Annotated in this window: 17 protein-coding genes and 4 pseudogenes; 7 read left to right on the forward strand and 14 right to left on the reverse strand. The window is 61.2% G+C overall.

The window, feature by feature from the left end; translation table 11 throughout:
• Positions 1-147, forward strand: a pseudogene (locus BSP75_RS21445) (IS3 family transposase); the annotation flags it as partial.
• A gap of 7 nt (positions 148-154) precedes the next feature.
• Positions 155-699 (forward strand): annotated as a pseudogene (locus tag BSP75_RS03645) (IS1595 family transposase); the annotation flags it as partial.
• 1 nt (position 700) lies between these two features.
• Here the strand turns inward: BSP75_RS03645 and BSP75_RS03650 are convergent.
• Positions 701-1,303 carry a nitroreductase family protein gene (locus tag BSP75_RS03650; RefSeq protein ID WP_075112259.1) on the reverse strand — a complete coding sequence of 201 codons (603 nt, stop codon included), beginning with the start codon at positions 1,301-1,303 and terminating at the stop codon, positions 701-703.
• Positions 1,304-1,796: 493 nt separating this feature from the next.
• On the opposite strand from BSP75_RS03650, the gene BSP75_RS03655 reads away from it, so the two are divergent.
• Entirely contained in the window at positions 1,797-2,279 is a 483-nt protein-coding gene (locus BSP75_RS03655) for a hypothetical protein (protein ID WP_075112260.1), read from the forward strand.
• A 94-nt stretch (positions 2,280-2,373) separates the two neighbouring features.
• Here the strand turns inward: BSP75_RS03655 and BSP75_RS03660 are convergent, their stop codons facing one another.
• The 6 genes from BSP75_RS03660 to BSP75_RS03685 form a co-directional block, all read right to left on the reverse strand.
• The gene (locus BSP75_RS03660) at positions 2,374-3,330 is read right to left on the reverse strand and encodes a D-2-hydroxyacid dehydrogenase (protein WP_042658588.1); all 957 of its coding nucleotides are present in this window, start codon (positions 3,328-3,330) and stop codon (positions 2,374-2,376) included.
• Positions 3,331-3,475: 145 nt separating this feature from the next.
• Positions 3,476-4,240 carry a DUF3530 family protein gene (locus BSP75_RS03665; protein ID WP_075112261.1) on the reverse strand — a complete coding sequence of 255 codons (765 nt, stop codon included), beginning with the start codon at positions 4,238-4,240 and terminating at the stop codon, positions 3,476-3,478.
• Between the two features lie 108 nt (positions 4,241-4,348).
• The gene (locus BSP75_RS03670; RefSeq protein ID WP_075112262.1) at positions 4,349-4,969 is read right to left on the reverse strand and encodes a DUF2238 domain-containing protein; all 621 of its coding nucleotides are present in this window, start codon (positions 4,967-4,969) and stop codon (positions 4,349-4,351) included.
• A gap of 140 nt (positions 4,970-5,109) precedes the next feature.
• Entirely contained in the window at positions 5,110-5,676 is a 567-nt protein-coding gene (efp, locus tag BSP75_RS03675) for an elongation factor P (protein ID WP_033137526.1), read from the reverse strand.
• 45 nt (positions 5,677-5,721) lie between these two features.
• Positions 5,722-6,918: an elongation factor P maturation arginine rhamnosyltransferase EarP gene (gene earP, locus BSP75_RS03680; RefSeq protein ID WP_075112263.1), complete on the reverse strand. Its 1,197-nt coding sequence runs from the start codon at positions 6,916-6,918 to the stop codon at positions 5,722-5,724.
• 96 nt (positions 6,919-7,014) lie between these two features.
• Positions 7,015-8,058: a GMP reductase gene (locus BSP75_RS03685; RefSeq protein ID WP_075112264.1), complete on the reverse strand. Its 1,044-nt coding sequence runs from the start codon at positions 8,056-8,058 to the stop codon at positions 7,015-7,017.
• A gap of 381 nt (positions 8,059-8,439) precedes the next feature.
• On the opposite strand from BSP75_RS03685, the gene BSP75_RS03690 reads away from it, so the two are divergent.
• Positions 8,440-8,934, forward strand: coding sequence for a RimK/LysX family protein (locus tag BSP75_RS03690; protein ID WP_083617038.1), 495 nt, complete (start codon positions 8,440-8,442; stop codon positions 8,932-8,934).
• A gap of 31 nt (positions 8,935-8,965) precedes the next feature.
• Here BSP75_RS03690 and BSP75_RS03695 read toward each other — a convergent pair whose 3' ends face one another.
• The 7 genes from BSP75_RS03695 to BSP75_RS03725 all read right to left on the reverse strand — a co-directional run bounded on the left by BSP75_RS03695 (position 8,966) and on the right by BSP75_RS03725 (position 15,564).
• Positions 8,966-10,402: an ATP-binding protein gene (locus BSP75_RS03695; protein WP_075112265.1), complete on the reverse strand. Its 1,437-nt coding sequence runs from the start codon at positions 10,400-10,402 to the stop codon at positions 8,966-8,968.
• Positions 10,399-11,085, reverse strand: coding sequence for a response regulator (locus tag BSP75_RS03700; protein ID WP_042658593.1), 687 nt, complete (start codon positions 11,083-11,085; stop codon positions 10,399-10,401). Before BSP75_RS03700 ends, BSP75_RS03695 begins: the two co-directional genes overlap by 4 nt.
• 130 nt (positions 11,086-11,215) lie before the next feature.
• Entirely contained in the window at positions 11,216-11,782 is a 567-nt protein-coding gene (locus BSP75_RS03705) for a tetratricopeptide repeat protein (RefSeq protein WP_253186608.1), read from the reverse strand.
• 67 nt (positions 11,783-11,849) lie between these two features.
• Positions 11,850-12,719 (reverse strand): SDR family oxidoreductase, encoded by an 870-nt coding sequence (locus BSP75_RS03710; RefSeq protein ID WP_075112267.1) that lies wholly within the window; start codon positions 12,717-12,719, stop codon positions 11,850-11,852.
• Between the two features lie 42 nt (positions 12,720-12,761).
• Positions 12,762-13,415, reverse strand: a complete 654-nt coding sequence (locus BSP75_RS03715; protein ID WP_075112268.1) for an iron-containing redox enzyme family protein — start codon at positions 13,413-13,415, stop codon at positions 12,762-12,764.
• A complete protein-coding gene (locus BSP75_RS03720; RefSeq protein ID WP_075112269.1) occupies positions 13,412-14,908 on the reverse strand; it encodes an AMP-dependent synthetase/ligase in 1,497 nt (498 codons plus the stop codon). The genes BSP75_RS03715 and BSP75_RS03720 overlap by 4 nt, the downstream gene beginning before the upstream one ends.
• Positions 14,905-15,564, reverse strand: a complete 660-nt coding sequence (locus tag BSP75_RS03725) for a thermostable hemolysin (RefSeq protein ID WP_075112270.1) — start codon at positions 15,562-15,564, stop codon at positions 14,905-14,907. The genes BSP75_RS03720 and BSP75_RS03725 overlap by 4 nt, the downstream gene beginning before the upstream one ends.
• Before the next feature lie 144 nt (positions 15,565-15,708).
• Here BSP75_RS03725 and BSP75_RS03730 point away from each other — a divergent pair, with 144 nt between their 5' ends.
• The 3 genes and pseudogenes from BSP75_RS03730 to BSP75_RS21880 form a co-directional block, all read left to right on the forward strand.
• Complete coding sequence (locus BSP75_RS03730) at positions 15,709-16,356, forward strand: class I SAM-dependent methyltransferase (protein WP_075112271.1); 648 nt, start codon at positions 15,709-15,711, stop codon at positions 16,354-16,356.
• 87 nt (positions 16,357-16,443) lie between these two features.
• Positions 16,444-16,968: pseudogene (locus tag BSP75_RS21240) on the forward strand (helix-turn-helix domain-containing protein); the annotation flags it as partial.
• Positions 16,957-17,083, forward strand: a pseudogene (locus tag BSP75_RS21880) (transposase domain-containing protein); the annotation flags it as partial. The pseudogenes BSP75_RS21240 and BSP75_RS21880, both read left to right, overlap by 12 nt.

Here is a 17,083-nt window from a genome sequence, read left to right on the forward strand (position 1 = left end):
GGATACGTGAGTCTGCGGGAAGCGAAGCGGGATATCAGCTATTACCTGATGGATTCCTACAACTGGGGGCGTCCACATCAATACAATGACGGGATACCGCCAGCAAAAGCCGAGGATCGGCCTAACCAAGTGTCCGGATTTAGTTGACCACTACAAAGAGGGCATCGTTGAGGTAGACGAGACCTTCTTCCTCGAATCGTTCAAGGGGCAACGGGGACTACCACGTCCGCCAAGACATCGTGGTGGTAAGGGGCGAACCCGTGGAACCGGGCCGGATTACATCTCGGTGATGGTGGTACAAGACCGAGCAGGCCACCATGCGGATTTTCAGTTGGAGAAAATAGATGCCGAGGCGGTCATCGCGGTCTTGCAGCCGCTGGTATCACCGGATGCGGTACTGTGTAGCGATGGAGCGGGTGTGTATGCCTGTTTCAGCAAAGAGCAGGGCGTAACCCATCAGGTAGTGCACAATCGCCAAGGCGAACGGGTGGTCGGTGCGTATCACACATCTAGCACGTGAACGGGTATCACCATCGGTTGAAAGAGTGGATGGAGCACTTCCATGGCGTTGCGACTCATTATCTGAGGAATTATCTGGGTTGGCGCAGGATGCTGGAGCGTTACTGGAGGGGCGTAAATATCAAAGCGTGTTTGCATGAAGCGCTGGGACGCCCCATGCAACACGTAATTGGGACATAGCCTATTTGAAGACGCGGAAACGGGTGGCGTCGTCGATAAAGGTCTTGTCGCCAGCCGCTTGCTTGATGCTGCCAAAGGGCATCTGGGCGCGCAGCAGCCAGCTGGCGGGCAGGTTCCACTCCTTGCGTACCGCCTCGTCGATGAGTGGGTTGTAGTGCTGCAGGGATGCACCGATCTTCTCCTGAGCCAGCGTGGTCCAGACCGCAAACTGGGCGATGCCGGTGGCATGCTCCGACCAGACGGGGAAGTTGTCGGCATAGAGGGCGAATTTTTGCTGCAGATCCTTGATGACGTCGGTGTCCTCGAAGAACAGCACTGTGCCAAAGCCTGCGCGGAAGCTGCCATCCACCTTGGCCTCACTCTGGGCATAGGCTTCCGGCGGCACAATCTTCTTCAGCTCGGCTTTGACCATATCCCACAGCTTGTGGTGTTGGGCGCCAAACAGAATGACGGCGCGGGAGCTCTGGGAGTTGAAGGAGGAGGGGCTGTGCTTGATGGCATCCTGGATCAGGGCCGTCAGCTGCTCCGGCGTATGGGACACCTGGTCACCCAGGGCATAGATGGTGCGACGTGCTTTGATCTGCTCGATAAACGGACTGCTCATAACATCTCCTTTGTTTGCCTGATAGTCATCTTCGGCGCTGGCAGCAAGGCCATCCGGCTCCAATCGCTCAAGTTATAGACTATACCACCCGATTATCTTCCGGGCGTTTACACACAGTGGGTTCACTTTCAACTGAGGGTTAATACCCTGCACACAGGCGATCCCGTTGAGTGTCAGTTAACGGGGTTGAGGCTAGCTGAACAGCCAGCCCAGCTGAGATTGCGCTCGCAAGTCCCGCGCAGGTGACAGGAGCTGTCCGATCGCCAGTGGTCGGGGTGGGGCTGCGACAGCCTCCCGGCCCTGCCGAGGGCCGTGCCATTGCTGTGAAATAAAAATTTTCTTGTGGTTATTCAAGCGATTGAATTCGAGCTTGCCGGTCACGCCTGTTGCCGGGCTTCAACTGAGAGTCTATTTGCCGCCAGCCCCCCACTGGCTTGCTGCCTGCCGGTTTGTATAGTGCAGAGGAAATTAATCAGGTTTGACAGGAGTACCCATGGAGATGAATACGCGTGGCATCGGCGCTCTGGCTCTGCTGGGGGCGTTATTGCTGGGCAGTACGGCGGCCCACGGTTCGGAAACCCTCAACACCATTCTCGGTGGCGGGGCGGGCGGGGTGGCTGGCACCATGATCGGCAAGGAGCTGGGGGGTGATACCGGCGCGCTGGTGGGGGCTGCGTTGGGCGGCGCTGCCGGTGGCGCGGCGACGGCCAACAAGGGCAACAAGAATGAAGCGGCCCTTGGCGGCGCGGTGGGGGCGCTGGGTGGTGCCGCCATCGGCAAGAGTGTCGGCGGCGATACCGGTCAACTGATCGGCGCCGGGGTCGGCGGGGCGGGTGGTTCGGCCATCGGCGCCAAAACCGGCGATGGTCACAAGAGTCAGGATCGCTATTACGATGACGACGATGATCATCACCATCACAAACACCACAAGAAGCACAAAAAGCATAAGAAGCACAGGTGGCACGACGACGATTGATGCGTGCGCAGTGAATGCGGAAGATGCAAAACGGGGCCTGTTGGCCCCGTTTTGCATGGTCTGGTCACCTGATTTTGCGGTTACCAGCGCGCGGTCACACCAGCCGGTGCTGGCGGCGACCGGCGGCAAAGGCGTTGATGTTGTCGATCAGCTGATCGGCGAGACGCTGCATCGACTCCTCACTGGCCCACGCCACATGAGGGGTCAGAATGAAGTGGGGGTATTGCAGCGCCTTCATCAAGGGATGGTCGGGGGGCGGCGGCTCGACGCTCGCCACATCGAAACCGGCACCGCCGAGCCGACCGTTGGCCAACGCTTGCAGCAGCGCCTCCTCATCCACCAGCCCGCCCCGGCCGACGTTGATCAGCAGGGCGCCCGGTTTCATCAGATCCAGCTCCCGCTCGCCAATCAGGTTGCGGGTGTAGGGGGTAAGCGGGCAGTGCAGGCTGATGACGTCCGAGCTTTGCAGCAGTTCGTCGAGGGGCAGGCGATCCTCGTCGTGGCTGGCGCCGACCTGACTCTGGGCGTAGCGCACCGTCATCCCCATCCCTTTGGCCCGCTCGCCGAGCGCCTGACCGAGCGTCCCCTTGCCGATGATGCCGAGCTGTTTGCCGTGCAGATCCATGATGTTGTGGTCGAAGAAGCAGAACTGGCCGCTTTGCTGCCAGCGCCCCTCCAGCAGCGACTGGCGCCAGCAGAAAAGGTTGCGCGACAGGGCCAGCATCAGCGCCATGGCGTGCTCCGGCACTGAGGGGCCCGAGTAGTTGCGGATGTTGCACACCCCGACGTTGGCGGCGCGGCACGCCTCCAGATCCACGTTGTCGCTGCCGGTGGCGGCCAGCGCAATGAGTTTCAGCTCAGGCAGCTGGGCCAGCTCGGCGGCGCCGATCCGCACCTTGTTGATGATGGCGATGCGGGCATCTTTGAGCCGCTCCACCACCTGTTCCGGGGCGGTACGCGGATAGCTCTGCCAGTGATGGGGGAAGTCGGGATGATGCAGGGTGATGCCCGCATCCAGGGTATCGCTGTCGAGAAATACGATTTGCTGCATGGACCTTCCTGCCATTGTTCAGGTTCGAGGAGCCATGATGCCAAAGAGGATGCAGTCAGGGCCAGCTTGTCGCTGTGCCAGGGGGGCGCTTTATCCGGCAGATGTGAGCTGGCGCGCGCTTTGTTGCGCCACGGTGGCGGCCGGTTTAGAGCCAGCCCAGATGGTTGAGCCAACCCTGAATGCGGGTGGGGGTCTCCTCCAGTTCCATCAGGGCGTAGGGGCGATAGTTGAGCTTGTGGCTGCGGCGGCTCTCGCTTTTGCGGGCCTCGGCGGCCAGCAGGGGCCAGCGGCCGCCATCCTCCTGATAGAGATCCAGGGTGGGGATGGCCGCCTGAGCCACCTGTTTGGCCAGGGTCTGGTTGCTCTGCTGGTTGGGGAAGAAACCGTCGAGCAGCACCAGCGCATCGGGGGCGGGCAACTGTTCGCTGGCGATGAGGTTGGCGGTCCAGGCGGCGCCGGTACCTTGCGCCAGGATCAGCTTGAAGCCCCCCTCCTGCAGCTTGGCATCGGCCAGCTTGCTGATCCGCTCGGCAAACTGCTTGCGAAATTCATCGCTGTTTTTCGCTTTTTTCTCGGCGGCAGGATCGAGTTCAGTCTGCTGGGGGGAGGGGAGCAGCAGCAGGGTATCAAAGCCCAGCTGGCCGAGGGCGCGGGTCAGTTGCCACAGCTGGCCGCTGCGCTGCCAGTCCGGCAGTAAAATGGCCAGCCCCAGATAGTTTTCACTGTCGTGTTTGGCGAACAGCACCGTCTGCTTGTCAATCCGGGTGGCATCGGGCAGCCCTTTCCAGTCGCTGGCTTGCCAGTAGTCGATGGGCAGTGGCTCGGCAACGGGAGGTGCGACCTCGCTCGCCTCTGCCTCATGGCCAGCCAGCAAGGTCAATAACAGCAGTGATAAGGATAATCTGGCCATAGTGTGCTCCCCCGGTTATCTGGGTTAGCGGCGGCGGCGGGATTTTCTTGAGAGGAGGCTCCCCCGCAGGGGGAGTCTCGTGCCGTTCGGGGGAGGTTGCGTGCTCCCCTATCGGTGGCGGTGTGAAGATAGAGCTGTCAGCTGCCTGTCGTGCAGGCGCGAGAGCAACAACTGGGCGGCCACGGCGCCGATCAGGGCGAAGAACATATCGGATTGGGTATCCCATGGGTCCCCCTGGGTGCCGAGAAACTCGTCGGCTCCCTGACCCAGCGCCAGTGCCGCTCCCCACTCGATAAATTCATAGGTGGCGCTGATAGCGAGCACCACGCAGACCACCAGAAACGCCAGCATGCGGCCCCCTTGTACATATCCGCCGCGCAGCAGGATCTCCCGACAGGCCAGGGCGGGCACAAACCCCTGAAAGAAGTGACCAATCTTGTCATAAGGGTTGCGGCCAAGTTCCAACCACTGTTGCAGCTCGAAACCGAGCGGCACGCGGGCGTAGGTATAGGCGCCTCCCAGCATCAAGACCATGGCATGGAGGAAGATGCAGAGATAGAGCAGGCTGGTGAGGGGAAACGTGCGATGGGTCAGCAGCAGCAATGGGATGATGATGATCACCGGCGCGACCTCCATCAGCCAGGTTGCCCTGTCATAAGGCTGCCAGCCCGAGAGCGCCAGCAGGAGCAAGGTGGCCAGCAGCAAGAGGATTTTGGTGGTCAATGTCATATGGGGTATCACTCGGGCAAGAGTTGGCATGCATGGCACCATTTAGCCATGTTGGTGTACAGAATACAGCCGCCGGGAGAGCCCACAATAAAAAAAGCGAGCCGGTGGCTCGCTTTCTTCATTCAACGCATGGCGGTCAATTAGTTGACGCGACGCTTGAATTCGCCGGTGCGGCTGTCGATTTCGATCTTGTCACCGATCTCTACGAAGGCGGCAACAGCCAGCTCGTAGGTAGTGCCTTTCAGACGGGCAGGCTTGGTCACTTTACCGGAGGTGTCGCCACGGGCAGCCGGCTCGGTGTACTCAACTTCGCGCACGATGGTGGTCGGCAGTTCTACGGAGATCGCTTTCTCGTTGTAGAAAGTCACTTCGCAGATGTCTTCCATGCCGTCTACCAGGTAGTTCAGCACGTCACCCAGGTTGTCTTTCTCTACGTCGTACTGGTTGTACTCGGTGTCCATAAAGACATACAGGGGATCGGAGAAGTAGGAGTAGGTGCACTCTTTACGTTCCAGCTGAACTACGTCCAGCTTGTCGTCGGCCTTGAAGACGGTCTCGGTCGCGCTGCCGTTCAGCAGGCCCTTCAGCTTCATTTTGACCACGGCGGAGTTACGGCCGGATTTGTTGAATTCAGCCTTCTGAACCACCATCGGCTCGGTGCCGATCATGACTACGTTACCAGCGCGGATTTCCTGTGCGGTTTTCATGTAAAAAATTCCTGTTCGTGAAACGGACGGATAAAAACTGCCAGATTATATACGGCTTTCTAAAAATTTCACCAACCGCGTGACGAGATCCCCATCCCGGAGCAACTTCTGTGACCAGCTTCGCCCATGTTGCTGCCAAATGGCGCTATATCGGGGCCATTGGGCCCAAAGTTCGCGGCAATCTTCGCCACGATTGAGGGCCAGATTGAAGTGGCGTAGCCATTGGGCGCAATCGGCGGGCAGATCGGCAAGATAGTGGTCGAGGAACTGCTCCAGCTTGACCAGATGGGCCTCCTCCTCCTGCTGGTAGATGTGCCACAGGAAAGGACGGGCTGCCCACTGGGCCCGCACGAAGGAGTCCTCCCCACGCACCAGATTGAGATCGCAGCTCCACAGCAGCCGATCGTAACCAGCCTGATCGGTCATCGGCAGCAGCTTGATGGTGAGGTTGCCCGCGTGGAGCAGATCCCCCGCTCTGGCGGTGGTGATGGCCCCTTCAAGGCCTGCGCCGCGCAGCACATCCTGCAGCGAGCGCCCCAGCGGCAGCAGCAGGGTGACGGGCGTGGCGCTCTGGCACCAGCTCTCGACCAGAGTTACCAGCGCATCGCTCTCGTAGGTAAAGAGGCTGACCCGCAGCTCGTGCTCTTGTTTTGGCGACAAACCGAGGCTGGCCCAGTAGGCAGCCAGTCCCGCCTGATCCTGCTGCCACTGTTCCCGTTCGGCGATGAGGTCGTGCTCGCACAGGAGACCGCCGGTTTTAGCGGTAAAGCCCGGGAAGAAGAAGTATTTGTTGAGGCTTTTATTGCCAACCCGCTGCGGCGAGGCGAGGGCGTGGCAATCCTCGACCCAGCTCTCCGCCGAGAGGTACTCCAGATTGATCCAGCAGGGGGGCTTGGGTTGGCTCGCCATCAGTTCGATGAAGGGGGTGGGCAGTTTGCAGGCAAAGGCTTCGATCACCACCCTGGCTGGGGTCATGTCAGTTGGCAGGGTCTCATCCCAGTGCTGAACATAGATGCCATCGACCCACTGGCCATCCTGCGCCGGGTCGAGTCCCGGACAGATGCGGGCAAAGCTTGCCAGATCGTCGACCCAGAGCCGCACCTGGACATTATTGCCATGTGCCGCAATCTTCCCCTCCCGCTTTAGCTGACGAGCGAGCCGCCAGGTGACGCCGATATCGCCGAAGTTGTCGACAACGCAACAGAAGATGTCCCAGTCAAACGGGGGCAGGGGGCTGGTCATGGCGCGGGGTTCCAGATGCAAAAAAACCGGTGCGCAGGGTAGCACACCGGTTGGCTGGCTTCTAACCGTCAGCGCGTGACGACGGTCTGCGGCAGGTTACTCCTTGCCGTAGACGTTGTTCTCCTGCTCACGCACCCGGATAAAGGTGGTGCGCTTGGTGAGTTCCTTGAGTTGGCTGGCGCCGACGTAGGTGCAGGTGGAGCGCACGCCGCCCAGAATGTCGCGCACCGCGTTCTCGACTGGGCCGCGATAGGGCAGCAGCACCATCTTGCCTTCGGAGGCGCGATACTCGGCGACGCCACCGGCGTGTTTGTCCATGGCGCTGGAGGAGCTCATGCCATAGAACTTCATGAAGGGCTCACCGTTCACATCGACGATTTCGCCACCGCACTCCTCGTGAGCTGCCAGCATGCCACCCAGCATCACGAAGTCGGCGCCGCCGCCGAAGGCCTTGGCGACGTCACCCGGACAGGTGCAGCCGCCGTCACCAACGATCTGGCCACCGAGACCGTGGGCCGCATCGGCACACTCGATAATTGCGGAGAGCTGCGGATAGCCGACACCGGTCTTGACGCGGGTGGTGCAGACCGAGCCCGGTCCGATGCCGACCTTGACGATGTCGGCGCCGGAGAGGATCAGCTCTTCCACCATCTCGCCGGTGACCACGTTGCCCGCCAGAATGACATGGTTGGGGCAGGCGTCACGGATTTTGCGCACGAACTCGACGAAGTGCTCGGAGTAGCCATTGGCCACGTCGACACAGATGAAGCGCAGCGCTTCGGACATGGCGAGGATCTGGCGGGTCTTGGCGAAGTCATCCGGTGAGGTGCCGGTCGATACCATCACATGGCCCAGCAGGGCCGGATCGGTTTCGTTGACGAAGGTTTGCCACTGCTCAAGGCTGTAGTGTTTGTGGACTGCAGTCATCATCTCGAAGCCAGCCAGGGTTCTGGCCATGGCGAAGCTGCCGACGGTATCCATGTTGGCGGCGATAACGGGAACGCCTTGCCATTGAGTCTGGGTGTGCTTGAAGGTGAACTGACGGGTCAGGCTGACTTGGGAACGGCTCTTGAGAGTAGAGCGCTTGGGGCGGAACAGGACATCCTTGAAACCGAGCTTCAAGTCTTCTTCGATACGCATTACAAATTCCTTATTGAGCCTTGTTGAAAGTCACTTTTGCAGTGGCAAATTTTCGGCAGGCGCAAAAAAACCGGTGGTTTTCAGGCCCTCCGGTTTACAACAGTGTAGGCAAAAATCCCTCCAGAACAAGACTGATAATTCACTCACTGTTGTGGTAGCCTTTGGCGTCACAACCTGAGGTTAACCACCAGTTTCATCCAGCACCGCTCGGTGCCTTGCTCCCCATCGATATTCCCGCCCGCTTGGGCCGCCCTCTGGCCACTCTTTGTCGCCTCTCTTCTGATCCGCCCGGCATTATCCAACTCACTGAAATAAATCGGATTGACCCCCGAGGCGACTGTGGTAGATCTGGGCGCAGGATTGACAAGGCAGGACCGTAAAATGGGCAAGATGATGGTGGGAATGACCCTGATGCTGGCACTGTGTGGCAGTGCGCTGGCAGAGACCCCGACCAGCTATGGCTGGATTGAGAAGGGACTTATTTTGCCTACCGGCGTGGCGGTGAAGATGAAACTCGACACCGGTGCGCTCACCTCTTCCCTCGATGCACGCTCCATCACCAGATTCAAACGGGATGGCAAGCCCTGGGTGCGCTTCAGGCTGGTGGTGACCGATGCCGACAGCGGCAAACTGGTCAAACAGCAGTTCGAGAGGCGGGTCGAGCGCAGCGTGACGGTGCGCGGGGCGGGCGGCATGGAGCAGCGGCCAACGGTGACCATGTCCATCTGTCTGGGAGACAAGGTGTATGAGGAGTGGTTCACCCTGCGGGATCGCAGCAAGATGATCTATCCGGTGCTGCTGGGCCGCCGCCTGCTGGCCGAGCTGGGCCCGGTGGATTCCAGTCGAACCTTTACCGTACAGCCAGCTTGTCATTGAAAGCACACAGCCCGCATCGCGGGCTGTTTGCTTATCTTGGCGGCGGCAGCGGGAGTAACACACTTACCTCCAGCCCCCCTTCCGGCCGGTTGTGGACATCGAGATCGGCGCCGTGCAGCTGGGCAATGCGCGAGACGATGGCCATGCCGAGGCCGACGCCATCCCCCTGCTGGGGATTGACCCGAAAGAAGCGTTCACACAGCCGGGGCAAGGCGCTGGTGGGAATGCCGGGGCCGTTGTCGCTCACATCCACTCTCACCCGGTTGCCCTCCCGCTGAACCCGCACCTTGATCTCGCCCTCCGGCTGGGTGTAGCGCAGCGCATTGTCGATGAGATTACTGAACAGCAGGTCGAGCAGGGTGGCCTGCCCCATCACCAGCAGCGGTAATTCACACTCCAGCGACAGTTGCTGATCCTTCTTGAGGGCAATGGGAGCCAGCGTTGCGAGGGTGCCTTGCAGCAGGTGGCCCACCTCCAGTTCGGTCAATACCAGCCCCTGCTGGTTGTCGATACGGGCCTGGGTCAGCAGTTGGCGGATCAGCCGATCGCTGCGGTCGAGAGCCTGCAGCATCTTGTGCAAGGACTGTTGGCGGCTGGCGTCATCATCGGCCGCCAGGGCATTTTCACTGTGGATGCGCAGCACCGCCAGCGGGGTGCGCAGCTCGTGGGCCGCCTCGTTGGTGAACTGTTTCTCCCGCTCGATGGTCTCCGCCAGCGCCAGCATCAACCGGTTGATCTCGTTGGTGAGAGGCGTCAGCTCCTGCGCGCTTACCTTGAGGCTGAGCGGGCTCAGGTTGGCGGGATGGCGTTCGCTGATGGCCTGGGCCAACTGGCGCAGGGGGGCCAGCCCGCGGGTGATGAGCCACCAGAGCAGGGCCAGCAGGAAGGGCAGGGTGATCAGCAGCGGCAGCATGGTGAGGGTGGCCATCTTGCTGGCCAGTTCGCTGCGCTCGTCATCCCGCTCCGCTACCACCAGCCAGGTCTGCTCCTGCTGGTTGTAGAGGGTGAAGGTGCGCCACTGGTGACGATCTTTTTCGACCGTGTCAAAGCCGATGGCCAGGGTGACCAGTGGCTGCTCCGGGGCGCTGGGGGCGCGCAGCAGCAGGCCGCCTTTTTCATCGAGCAGCTGGAAGTAGAGATTGCGTTCGAACTCGTGGCCGTAGGGGGTGATCTCCCGATCCTCGCCGGTCAGGTTGAGGCCGGGATCTTTTTGCCACTCATCGGGATTTTGCGCCTCCCACTCCTGATAGACGGTGCCGTTGGCGGGCAGCTGCCCCTGCTGGGCCATGTAGCGGGCCAGCAGCTGGTTGGTGATGCGGGCCGACTGGGCGAGGCGGGCATCAAACAGCTCCTCCATCTCATGGCTCGCCTCCATGTAGCCGATAAAGGCGCTGATGGTGAGACTCAGACTCACCAGCGTCAGGATACCGGTGAGCAGAAAGCGGCGAATGGAGCGGGGACGTTTCATCGTGCGGGTGTCCGGCTAGGTTGTTCGAGCTGGGGAATGATGTAGCCGACCCCGCGAATATTGCGGATGAGGTCACTGTAGAACTTCTTGCGCAGATGGTGGATATGCACCTCTACCGCGTTGCTTTCGGCCCCCTCGTCCCAGCCGTAGAGGCTCTGTTGCAGCTGATCCTTGCTCAGCACCCGGCCGCTCTGGCTGATCAGCTCCTGCAGCAGCTTGTATTCATGGGGGGTGAGTTTGACCGCCTCCCCCTGATAGGTGACCTGCTGGGATTCGGGATAGATAAGGATATCGCCATACTCCAGCACCGCCTGAGCCTGCCCCTTGCTGCGACGAACCAGAGCGCGCAGGCGGGCGTTGAGCTCCTGCAGGGCGAAGGGCTTGACCATGTAGTCGTCGGAGCCGGCATCGAGGCCGACCACCCGATCGTCCAGCGCATCGCGGGCGGTGAGGATCAGCACCGGCAGCTGGTGGCCCTCCCGGCGCAGCTTGCGCAACAGGCTGAGGCCGTCGATGTCGGGCAGGTTGAGATCGAGGATCAGGGCGGCGAACTCGTCGCTCTTGAGGGCCGTCAGGGCGGGCAATCCCTGTTGCAGCCAGTCCACCGTGTAGCCGCTATGGCGCAGTGCATCCTGCATACCATCCCCCAGCATCACATCATCTTCTACCAGCAGGATCCGCATTCTTTTCTCCCTGTTTGTTGGGTGTCGCGATGGGGCTCAGCGCCAGGGCGTGCCGTGGCATAAACAACGCTGCCCACCAGTATGCAAGCTGGTGGGCAGAGTTTAAATAGATCTTTGATCCATCAGGGATTTATAGCTTGGCCAGTTTTTCGCGGATCTCCATCCTGCGCCCTTCATCGGCCACTTCGCGGCCCGGGCGGGCCGGGGCGGCCAGCGCCTTGTCGAGGTAGGTTTTGGCCTCGGACTTGCGACCCTGATCCAGCAGGAAGTCGCCATAGAAGAAGTTGGGGTCGATGCCATCCGGATTGATGGCCAGCGCCTGCTTGAGCAGCTGCTCCGCCTTCTCGTCATCGCCAAAGCCGACCGGCCAGCCGGGCACCTGATAGTAGAGCGAGCCCAGACTGGTATAGGCGGAGCCGTCCAGCGCCTTGGGATCCTGCTTGAGCGCCAGCTCCAGCTTGGCCTTGGCCTCTTTCACCAGACCCAGTGCCCCCAGCCCCCCTTTGGCCCCCGCCCAGGTGCTCTTGACGATGGCCGACCAGATCAGCAGATCGGCGCGAAAAGGCTCCTTGGTGCTGGCCGCTTCGGCCTGGGTGCTCAGGGTCTCGAGGCAGCTCTCTTTCGCCTTGCCGGTCTGTTGATACTGGCAGACGGCCCACTGCTGCTGGATGGGCTCGAGAGCATCATCCGCGGCCATGACCGAGGTGGATCCCAGCAGGATGGCGATGGCACAAGAGGTCACGGAGTGACGGAAAAAGTTCATATTAATGCTCCTTCTTGGTCGGGATCGGGCGGGACAAGTCTGGTTGTGGCGCACTGTTGGCGCTGGTATCAGTCGTCCTTGGCTGAAGATGACGGGCATAACGTTTGATAATTGGCAGCTGTCTGGCCAGCGCCTTGTCGACAATGCCCGGCAGCAGGGCATTGAGCCGCACAAACAGTTTTTCCGGCCAGCCGAACCAGCTGCGGCGGGTTTCGTTGCACAGGGCGATGACGGCCTCTTCGGCCACCTCCTGCGGGCTGTCGGTCTGGGTGCCGAGCGCCGCATTCATCTCGTAGGCGGCTTCGGAATTGAGCTTGGTGCGGGTGGCGCGGGGGGCAAAGTGCAGCACCTTGATGCCGCTGCCCTCCAGCTCCCGTCCCAGCGCCTCGCTAAAGCCGCGCATGGCAAATTTGCTGGCGCAGTAGACGCTGTAACCGGGGTAGCCGATGCTGCCCAGGCTCGACCCCATGTTCATTATGATCCCCGGCTTGCGCAATCTGGGCAGTAGTACCCGGGTGAGCTGGATCGGTGCCTCGATATTGAGCAGCAGCTGGCGCTCCACCTGTTCGAAGCTCTGATCTTCCAGCCAGGCAAACTGGTTGCAGCCGGCGTTGTTGATCAGGATGTCGAGCCCGTTCTCCAGCGCCGGGTGTTGCAACAGCTTGGCCCGCTCCTGCGCAGAGCCGAGGTCGGCGAGTACCACCTGATGGCGCTCGGGATGCGGCAGTGACTTGCATAGCCGATCCAGCGCCGGACCGCGACGTCCGTGCAGCAGCAGGTGGGCCCCCTGGGCCGCCAGCTCCTGCGCCAGCTCTTCACCTATGCCACCGCTGGCGCCGGTGAGCAGCACGAGTTTCCCTTCAAGGTTCATGGTGTGGGTTCCCTTTTTGCTGTCTGCTGATCCGCTGCCGACTTACGGAGTGGCGGTGAGGTTGTAGAGCATCTCGCCATAGAGGCGGTAGACCACCTTGGTCGAGTGAATGATGGCCGCCTGATCCGCCGGGCTTTCGACCCGATCCATCAGGGATTCAAAGAACTTGAGGTGTTCCTGATCCAGGGTGCCGTGAGAGCTCAGGTAGCTCATCGCCTGCGGTGGCAGGCCGAGACCCTTTTTCAGCTGGTCGGCGACGGTCAGCGCGATGGCCACGCTGGTGCCTTCCAGTACCTGCACCATGCCGAAGAAGCCCATGGGGTTGCCGCGCTGGATCTGGTCGTAGAGGAAGGCGACCATCAGCTCGATGGGCAGCCCGGGCTGGCCGTGGCGTACCGCCTCGGCATCGCCGCCACAGGCGCGGATGTCGTTGAGGATCCACTCCTGATGGCCATACTCCTCGTCGATGTACTCGGCAAGGGCGCCACGCACCCACTCGTACTCCTGACCCAGCTTGCCGCCGGTTGCCATCAGGAGCGGAATAGTCTGGCGCACGTGATAGTAAGCCTGTGCCAGAAAGGCGAGATAGGTGTCACGGCTGATGTCGCCACGGCGGCAGGCTTCGATGATGGGGGCATTGAACAGATGCTCACGCTCACTGGCAGTGGCTTGTTGCAGAGTCTGATAGAAGCTCATGACGATTCTCCGGTAAGGCATTGGCTAATTTGTTGGGAAAAGTGTTGGTAAATCTCGTTGCGACGGGGACGCCCGTTGGCGGTCAGCAGCCCGGGATGTTGATCCAGCGCCACCGGCAACCAGTGGTGCAGCCGGGCATAATCGGGCAGCCGCTGGTTCAGACCGGCGATCTGGCGTGGCAGATCCGCCTCTTTCCCCGGCAGGGGCTGGATCAGCGCCACGTTGGCCGGTTGCCCGTCGCCAAAGACCACGATGCGGGCGATGGCGGGGCAGAGCTGAGCCTCGGCTTCCACCCACTCCGGTGAGAAGTTGCGGCCAAAAGCGGTGATCTGGACATTCTTCTTGCGCCCGGTGATATGGAGGTAGCCCTCATCATCCAGATGACCCAGATCGCCAGTGGCGATCTGCATGGCAGAAGGTTCGCCAGCGGCAATCTGTTCGGGAGTCGGTTCGTTGTTGCCGAGATAGCCCAGCATGGCACTGCCGCTCACCATAATTTCGCCATCGCTGGCGATGGTGACCTGACAGTGGGGCAGGGGGCGGCCCACGCTGCCAGGCTTGTCAGCATCCGGACTGTTGAGCGCCACCACGGAGCCACACTCCGAGAGGCCATACCCCTCATAGACCGGCAGGCCGAGCTGGCGGGCATGTTTGATCAGGTCGGGGGCCACCTTGCCGCCACCGACGGCAATAAAGCGCAGGCTCTTGAGCTGTTGGGCCAGCGTCGGTGTGCTGGTGCAGAGTGCCAGCAGCAGGCGCAGCAGCTCGGGCACCAGCACCAGACTGTGGGTCGGCCAGCGCAGCAGCGCCTCCCCCAGCATGGCCCCATTGAGCGAGCTGGAGCCGGTGAAGCCGAGCTCACCGAGGGATGGAATACGGCTGCAGGCGCCGGTCAGCAGCGGCACATAGAGGCCGGTGATGTTCTCAAGCAGGGTCGCCAGCGGCAGCAGGGTCAGGTGTTTTTCCACCTTGGCTGACGCGACCCGCTCGGCCAGCGCATGGCTTACCGCCATCATCTGGTTCAGGGACAGGCAGACGCCCTTGGGCTGGCCCGTGGTGCCGGAGGTGTAGGTGATCTTGGCGGTGCCCTTGGGCAGCGCCGGTCGATTGGTCGGGGTATGGCGCCACAATGGCAGCTCGCCGGTGATCAGCGAGAGCGGCTCGGCGGCATGCCACCCCTGATGATGTGGGCCGACCAGCGCATCGGCGCCGCTGCTCTCCAGCAACCAGGCCTGCTGGGCCTGACTGAAGAAGTGGGGCACCGGGATGACTACGATCCCTGCTTTGGTACAGGCCAGATCCAGCAGCGCCCATGGCAGGCCGTTGTCCAGTTGCAGCGCCAGACGGCTGATGTCGAGCTGTTGCAGCTGGCTGGCCAGACGCTGGATCTGCTGCCACAGGGTCTGGTAATCGAGGTGCTGCTGGCTGCTCAGCAGCGCAGGGGATTGCGGATTATCGCGGGCATGTTTGGCGATGGCGTCGAACAGGCTCATTGGGCGCACCTTTTCTCACAGGTCAGGGTTGCATCGGTAAAAAGCACTGGCATGGGGGCCAGCAGATTGAGCAGCAGGCTGCTCTGGGCCAGCACCTCGCGCCCCTGATTGATGTCACCCACCATCACCTTGGGTTGGCAACGGTAGTACTCACCCCAGGCATCGGCGTCGGCACCCACCTGATGGGCCTGTGCGGGGGCCAGCTCCACCGGATTGAGTTGCAGACGGGCAAAGCTGTTGCGCAGCTTGGCGGTGCCGGTAAAGACCACGTAGTCGAGGGCGTTTTCACACAGCATGCGGCAGAGGGAGGCAAACATCAGGCGGGCATTGCCCGGTTCGCTGCAGGCCAGATTGCCCACTTCGATAATGCGGTTGCGTGCCGGATAGACCCCGAGGCGGGTGTTGATGGCGGCCTCGATGGGTTGTTCCAGATACTGTTCCAGATAGAGAGGCCCCTCACTGGCATGATTGAGACCACAGGCACCGACCAGCGTCCCGTCCGCCCGATAGAGCCCCAGCAGGCAGGGGAGAAAATGGGGGATACGGGCGTTGAACTCGAGGGTATAGGCGGCCTGGATATAGCTTTGCAGCGCCATGACCTGCTGCGGGGACTCGGCCAGGATCAACCTGTAGGGGGCTTGGATCTCGATGGTCATGGGTGACTCCTTCTCTTGCGATGGTTTGAGAGTAAAAGCCCAAACTTAAGAAACCCTTAAGCAGCAAAAAAAGTTGTCAGCGACGCGACGGGCAGGCAATCTGCGCCGCTGTTATCCAACAGGAAGCACCCAAGAGGAACCGCCATGTCATCCAGTGTCTGCTGCCCCCTGTGCGCCAGCGCCCAAGCTTACTCCTTGCCGGTGGCGGGCAAGCGCTATCATCGTTGCCTCGCGTGCGAGCTGGTGTGGCTGGATGAAGCGGATCATCTGGATGAGGCGGCGGAGAAGGCGGTCTATGACGGTCACGACAACCGGGTGGATGATCCCCGTTATCGCACTTTTCTGATGCGGGCCTTTGGCGAGGTGCTGAGCCGGGTAGCGATCCCGGCCAGTGGCCTCGACTTTGGCTGCGGCCCGGGCCCTGCGCTGTTGGCGATGGGGCGCGAGGCGGGTTACCAGATGGCGGGGTACGACAAGTTCTACGCCGATTTTCCCGAATTGTTGGCGCGCCAGTACGACTTCATCACCAGTACCGAGGTGATCGAGCATATCGCCGAGCCACGCGCCGTGCTGGAGCAGTTGTGGGGCTGCCTCAAACCCGGTGGCGTGCTGGTGTTGCAGACCCAGCGGGTGCTCAGTGACGAGCGGTTCAAAAACTGGCGCTATCGCCACGACCCGACCCACATCGTCTTCTTTGCCGAGGCATCGTTTCAGGTGCTGGCCGCCAGCTGGCAGGCCGAGCTCAGCTTCCCCCACGCCGATGTGGCGGTATTGCACAAAGGCAAGCCCTGAGGCGTAATGCCGATAAGTTAGGCGCTGTCCCAATTACGTGTTGAAAGGCTAATCTTGAAGTAGGCCATCACCTTGAGGTCTACCATCATGGATACCCCAGCCTTTCAACACCTGTTGTCTCTCTTTCCACTGCTTACCCTGCGCCAGCGCCGTGTTGCTCAGCAGGAGCTCACTGCACCCCACACCATTGCCTCACTTAATACCCAGTTACCGGCATGCAACGGTTGCCCCTATTGTCAGGCCGATGTCACCCAGCTGNGCTCACTGCACCCCACACCATTGCCTCACTTAATACCCAGTTACCGGCATGCAACGGTTGCCCCTATTGTCAGGCCGATGTCACCCAGCTGGCGCCTTGGGGATGGAGTCGGGGACTACGCCGCTACCGTTGCAAACAGTGTCTGCACACCAGCACCATCCTGACCAAGACGCCCTTGGCCCGGTTGCGTAAAGCAACAATGCTGGGAAGACTACGCGTAAGCCCTCATCGAAGGACTGACCGTTCGCAAGGCCGCTCTGCGTTGCGGGGTCAGCAAAAACACCGCTTTCCTCTGGCGTCACCGTTTCTTGCGCGCAATGGCAACCCATCAAGCCACGCGGGAAGAGGGCGTCGCGACCATGCGCCGTCGCCGTATGCCCATGGAGTGTCTGGTCTGGGCCATCATCGGCATGGCCATCTTCCGCCACGTCCCCATGACCCAGCTGGTCAATCAGCTCGATATCCTGT

The sequence above is a fragment of the Aeromonas sp. YN13HZO-058 genome (assembly GCF_001921245.1).
Classification (GTDB): Bacteria; Pseudomonadota; Gammaproteobacteria; order Enterobacterales; family Aeromonadaceae; genus Aeromonas; species Aeromonas allosaccharophila.

Excerpts from the sequence above, each read along its gene's own strand:
- BSP75_RS03705 (WP_253186608.1), bottom strand. The coding sequence starts at position 11,782 with ATGGCCGCGGATGATGCTCTCGAGCCCATCCAGCAGCAGTGGGCCGTC.
- BSP75_RS03730 (WP_075112271.1), top strand. The coding sequence starts at position 15,709 with ATGTCATCCAGTGTCTGCTGCCCCCTGTGCGCCAGCGCCCAAGCTTAC.
- BSP75_RS03715 (WP_075112268.1), bottom strand. The coding sequence starts at position 13,415 with ATGAGCTTCTATCAGACTCTGCAACAAGCCACTGCCAGTGAGCGTGAG.
- BSP75_RS03695 (WP_075112265.1), bottom strand. The coding sequence starts at position 10,402 with ATGAAACGTCCCCGCTCCATTCGCCGCTTTCTGCTCACCGGTATCCTG.
- BSP75_RS03655 (WP_075112260.1), top strand. The coding sequence starts at position 1,797 with ATGGAGATGAATACGCGTGGCATCGGCGCTCTGGCTCTGCTGGGGGCG.
- BSP75_RS03690 (WP_083617038.1), top strand. The coding sequence starts at position 8,440 with ATGGGCAAGATGATGGTGGGAATGACCCTGATGCTGGCACTGTGTGGC.
- efp (WP_033137526.1), bottom strand. The coding sequence starts at position 5,676 with ATGAAAACCGCACAGGAAATCCGCGCTGGTAACGTAGTCATGATCGGC.
- BSP75_RS03650 (WP_075112259.1), bottom strand. The coding sequence starts at position 1,303 with ATGAGCAGTCCGTTTATCGAGCAGATCAAAGCACGTCGCACCATCTAT.
- BSP75_RS03720 (WP_075112269.1), bottom strand. The coding sequence starts at position 14,908 with ATGAGCCTGTTCGACGCCATCGCCAAACATGCCCGCGATAATCCGCAA.
- BSP75_RS03670 (WP_075112262.1), bottom strand. The coding sequence starts at position 4,969 with ATGACATTGACCACCAAAATCCTCTTGCTGCTGGCCACCTTGCTCCTG.
- earP (WP_075112263.1), bottom strand. The coding sequence starts at position 6,918 with ATGACCAGCCCCCTGCCCCCGTTTGACTGGGACATCTTCTGTTGCGTT.
- BSP75_RS03710 (WP_075112267.1), bottom strand. The coding sequence starts at position 12,719 with ATGAACCTTGAAGGGAAACTCGTGCTGCTCACCGGCGCCAGCGGTGGC.
- BSP75_RS03660 (WP_042658588.1), bottom strand. The coding sequence starts at position 3,330 with ATGCAGCAAATCGTATTTCTCGACAGCGATACCCTGGATGCGGGCATC.
- BSP75_RS03665 (WP_075112261.1), bottom strand. The coding sequence starts at position 4,240 with ATGGCCAGATTATCCTTATCACTGCTGTTATTGACCTTGCTGGCTGGC.
- BSP75_RS03685 (WP_075112264.1), bottom strand. The coding sequence starts at position 8,058 with ATGCGTATCGAAGAAGACTTGAAGCTCGGTTTCAAGGATGTCCTGTTC.
- BSP75_RS03725 (WP_075112270.1), bottom strand. The coding sequence starts at position 15,564 with ATGACCATCGAGATCCAAGCCCCCTACAGGTTGATCCTGGCCGAGTCC.
- BSP75_RS03700 (WP_042658593.1), bottom strand. The coding sequence starts at position 11,085 with ATGCGGATCCTGCTGGTAGAAGATGATGTGATGCTGGGGGATGGTATG.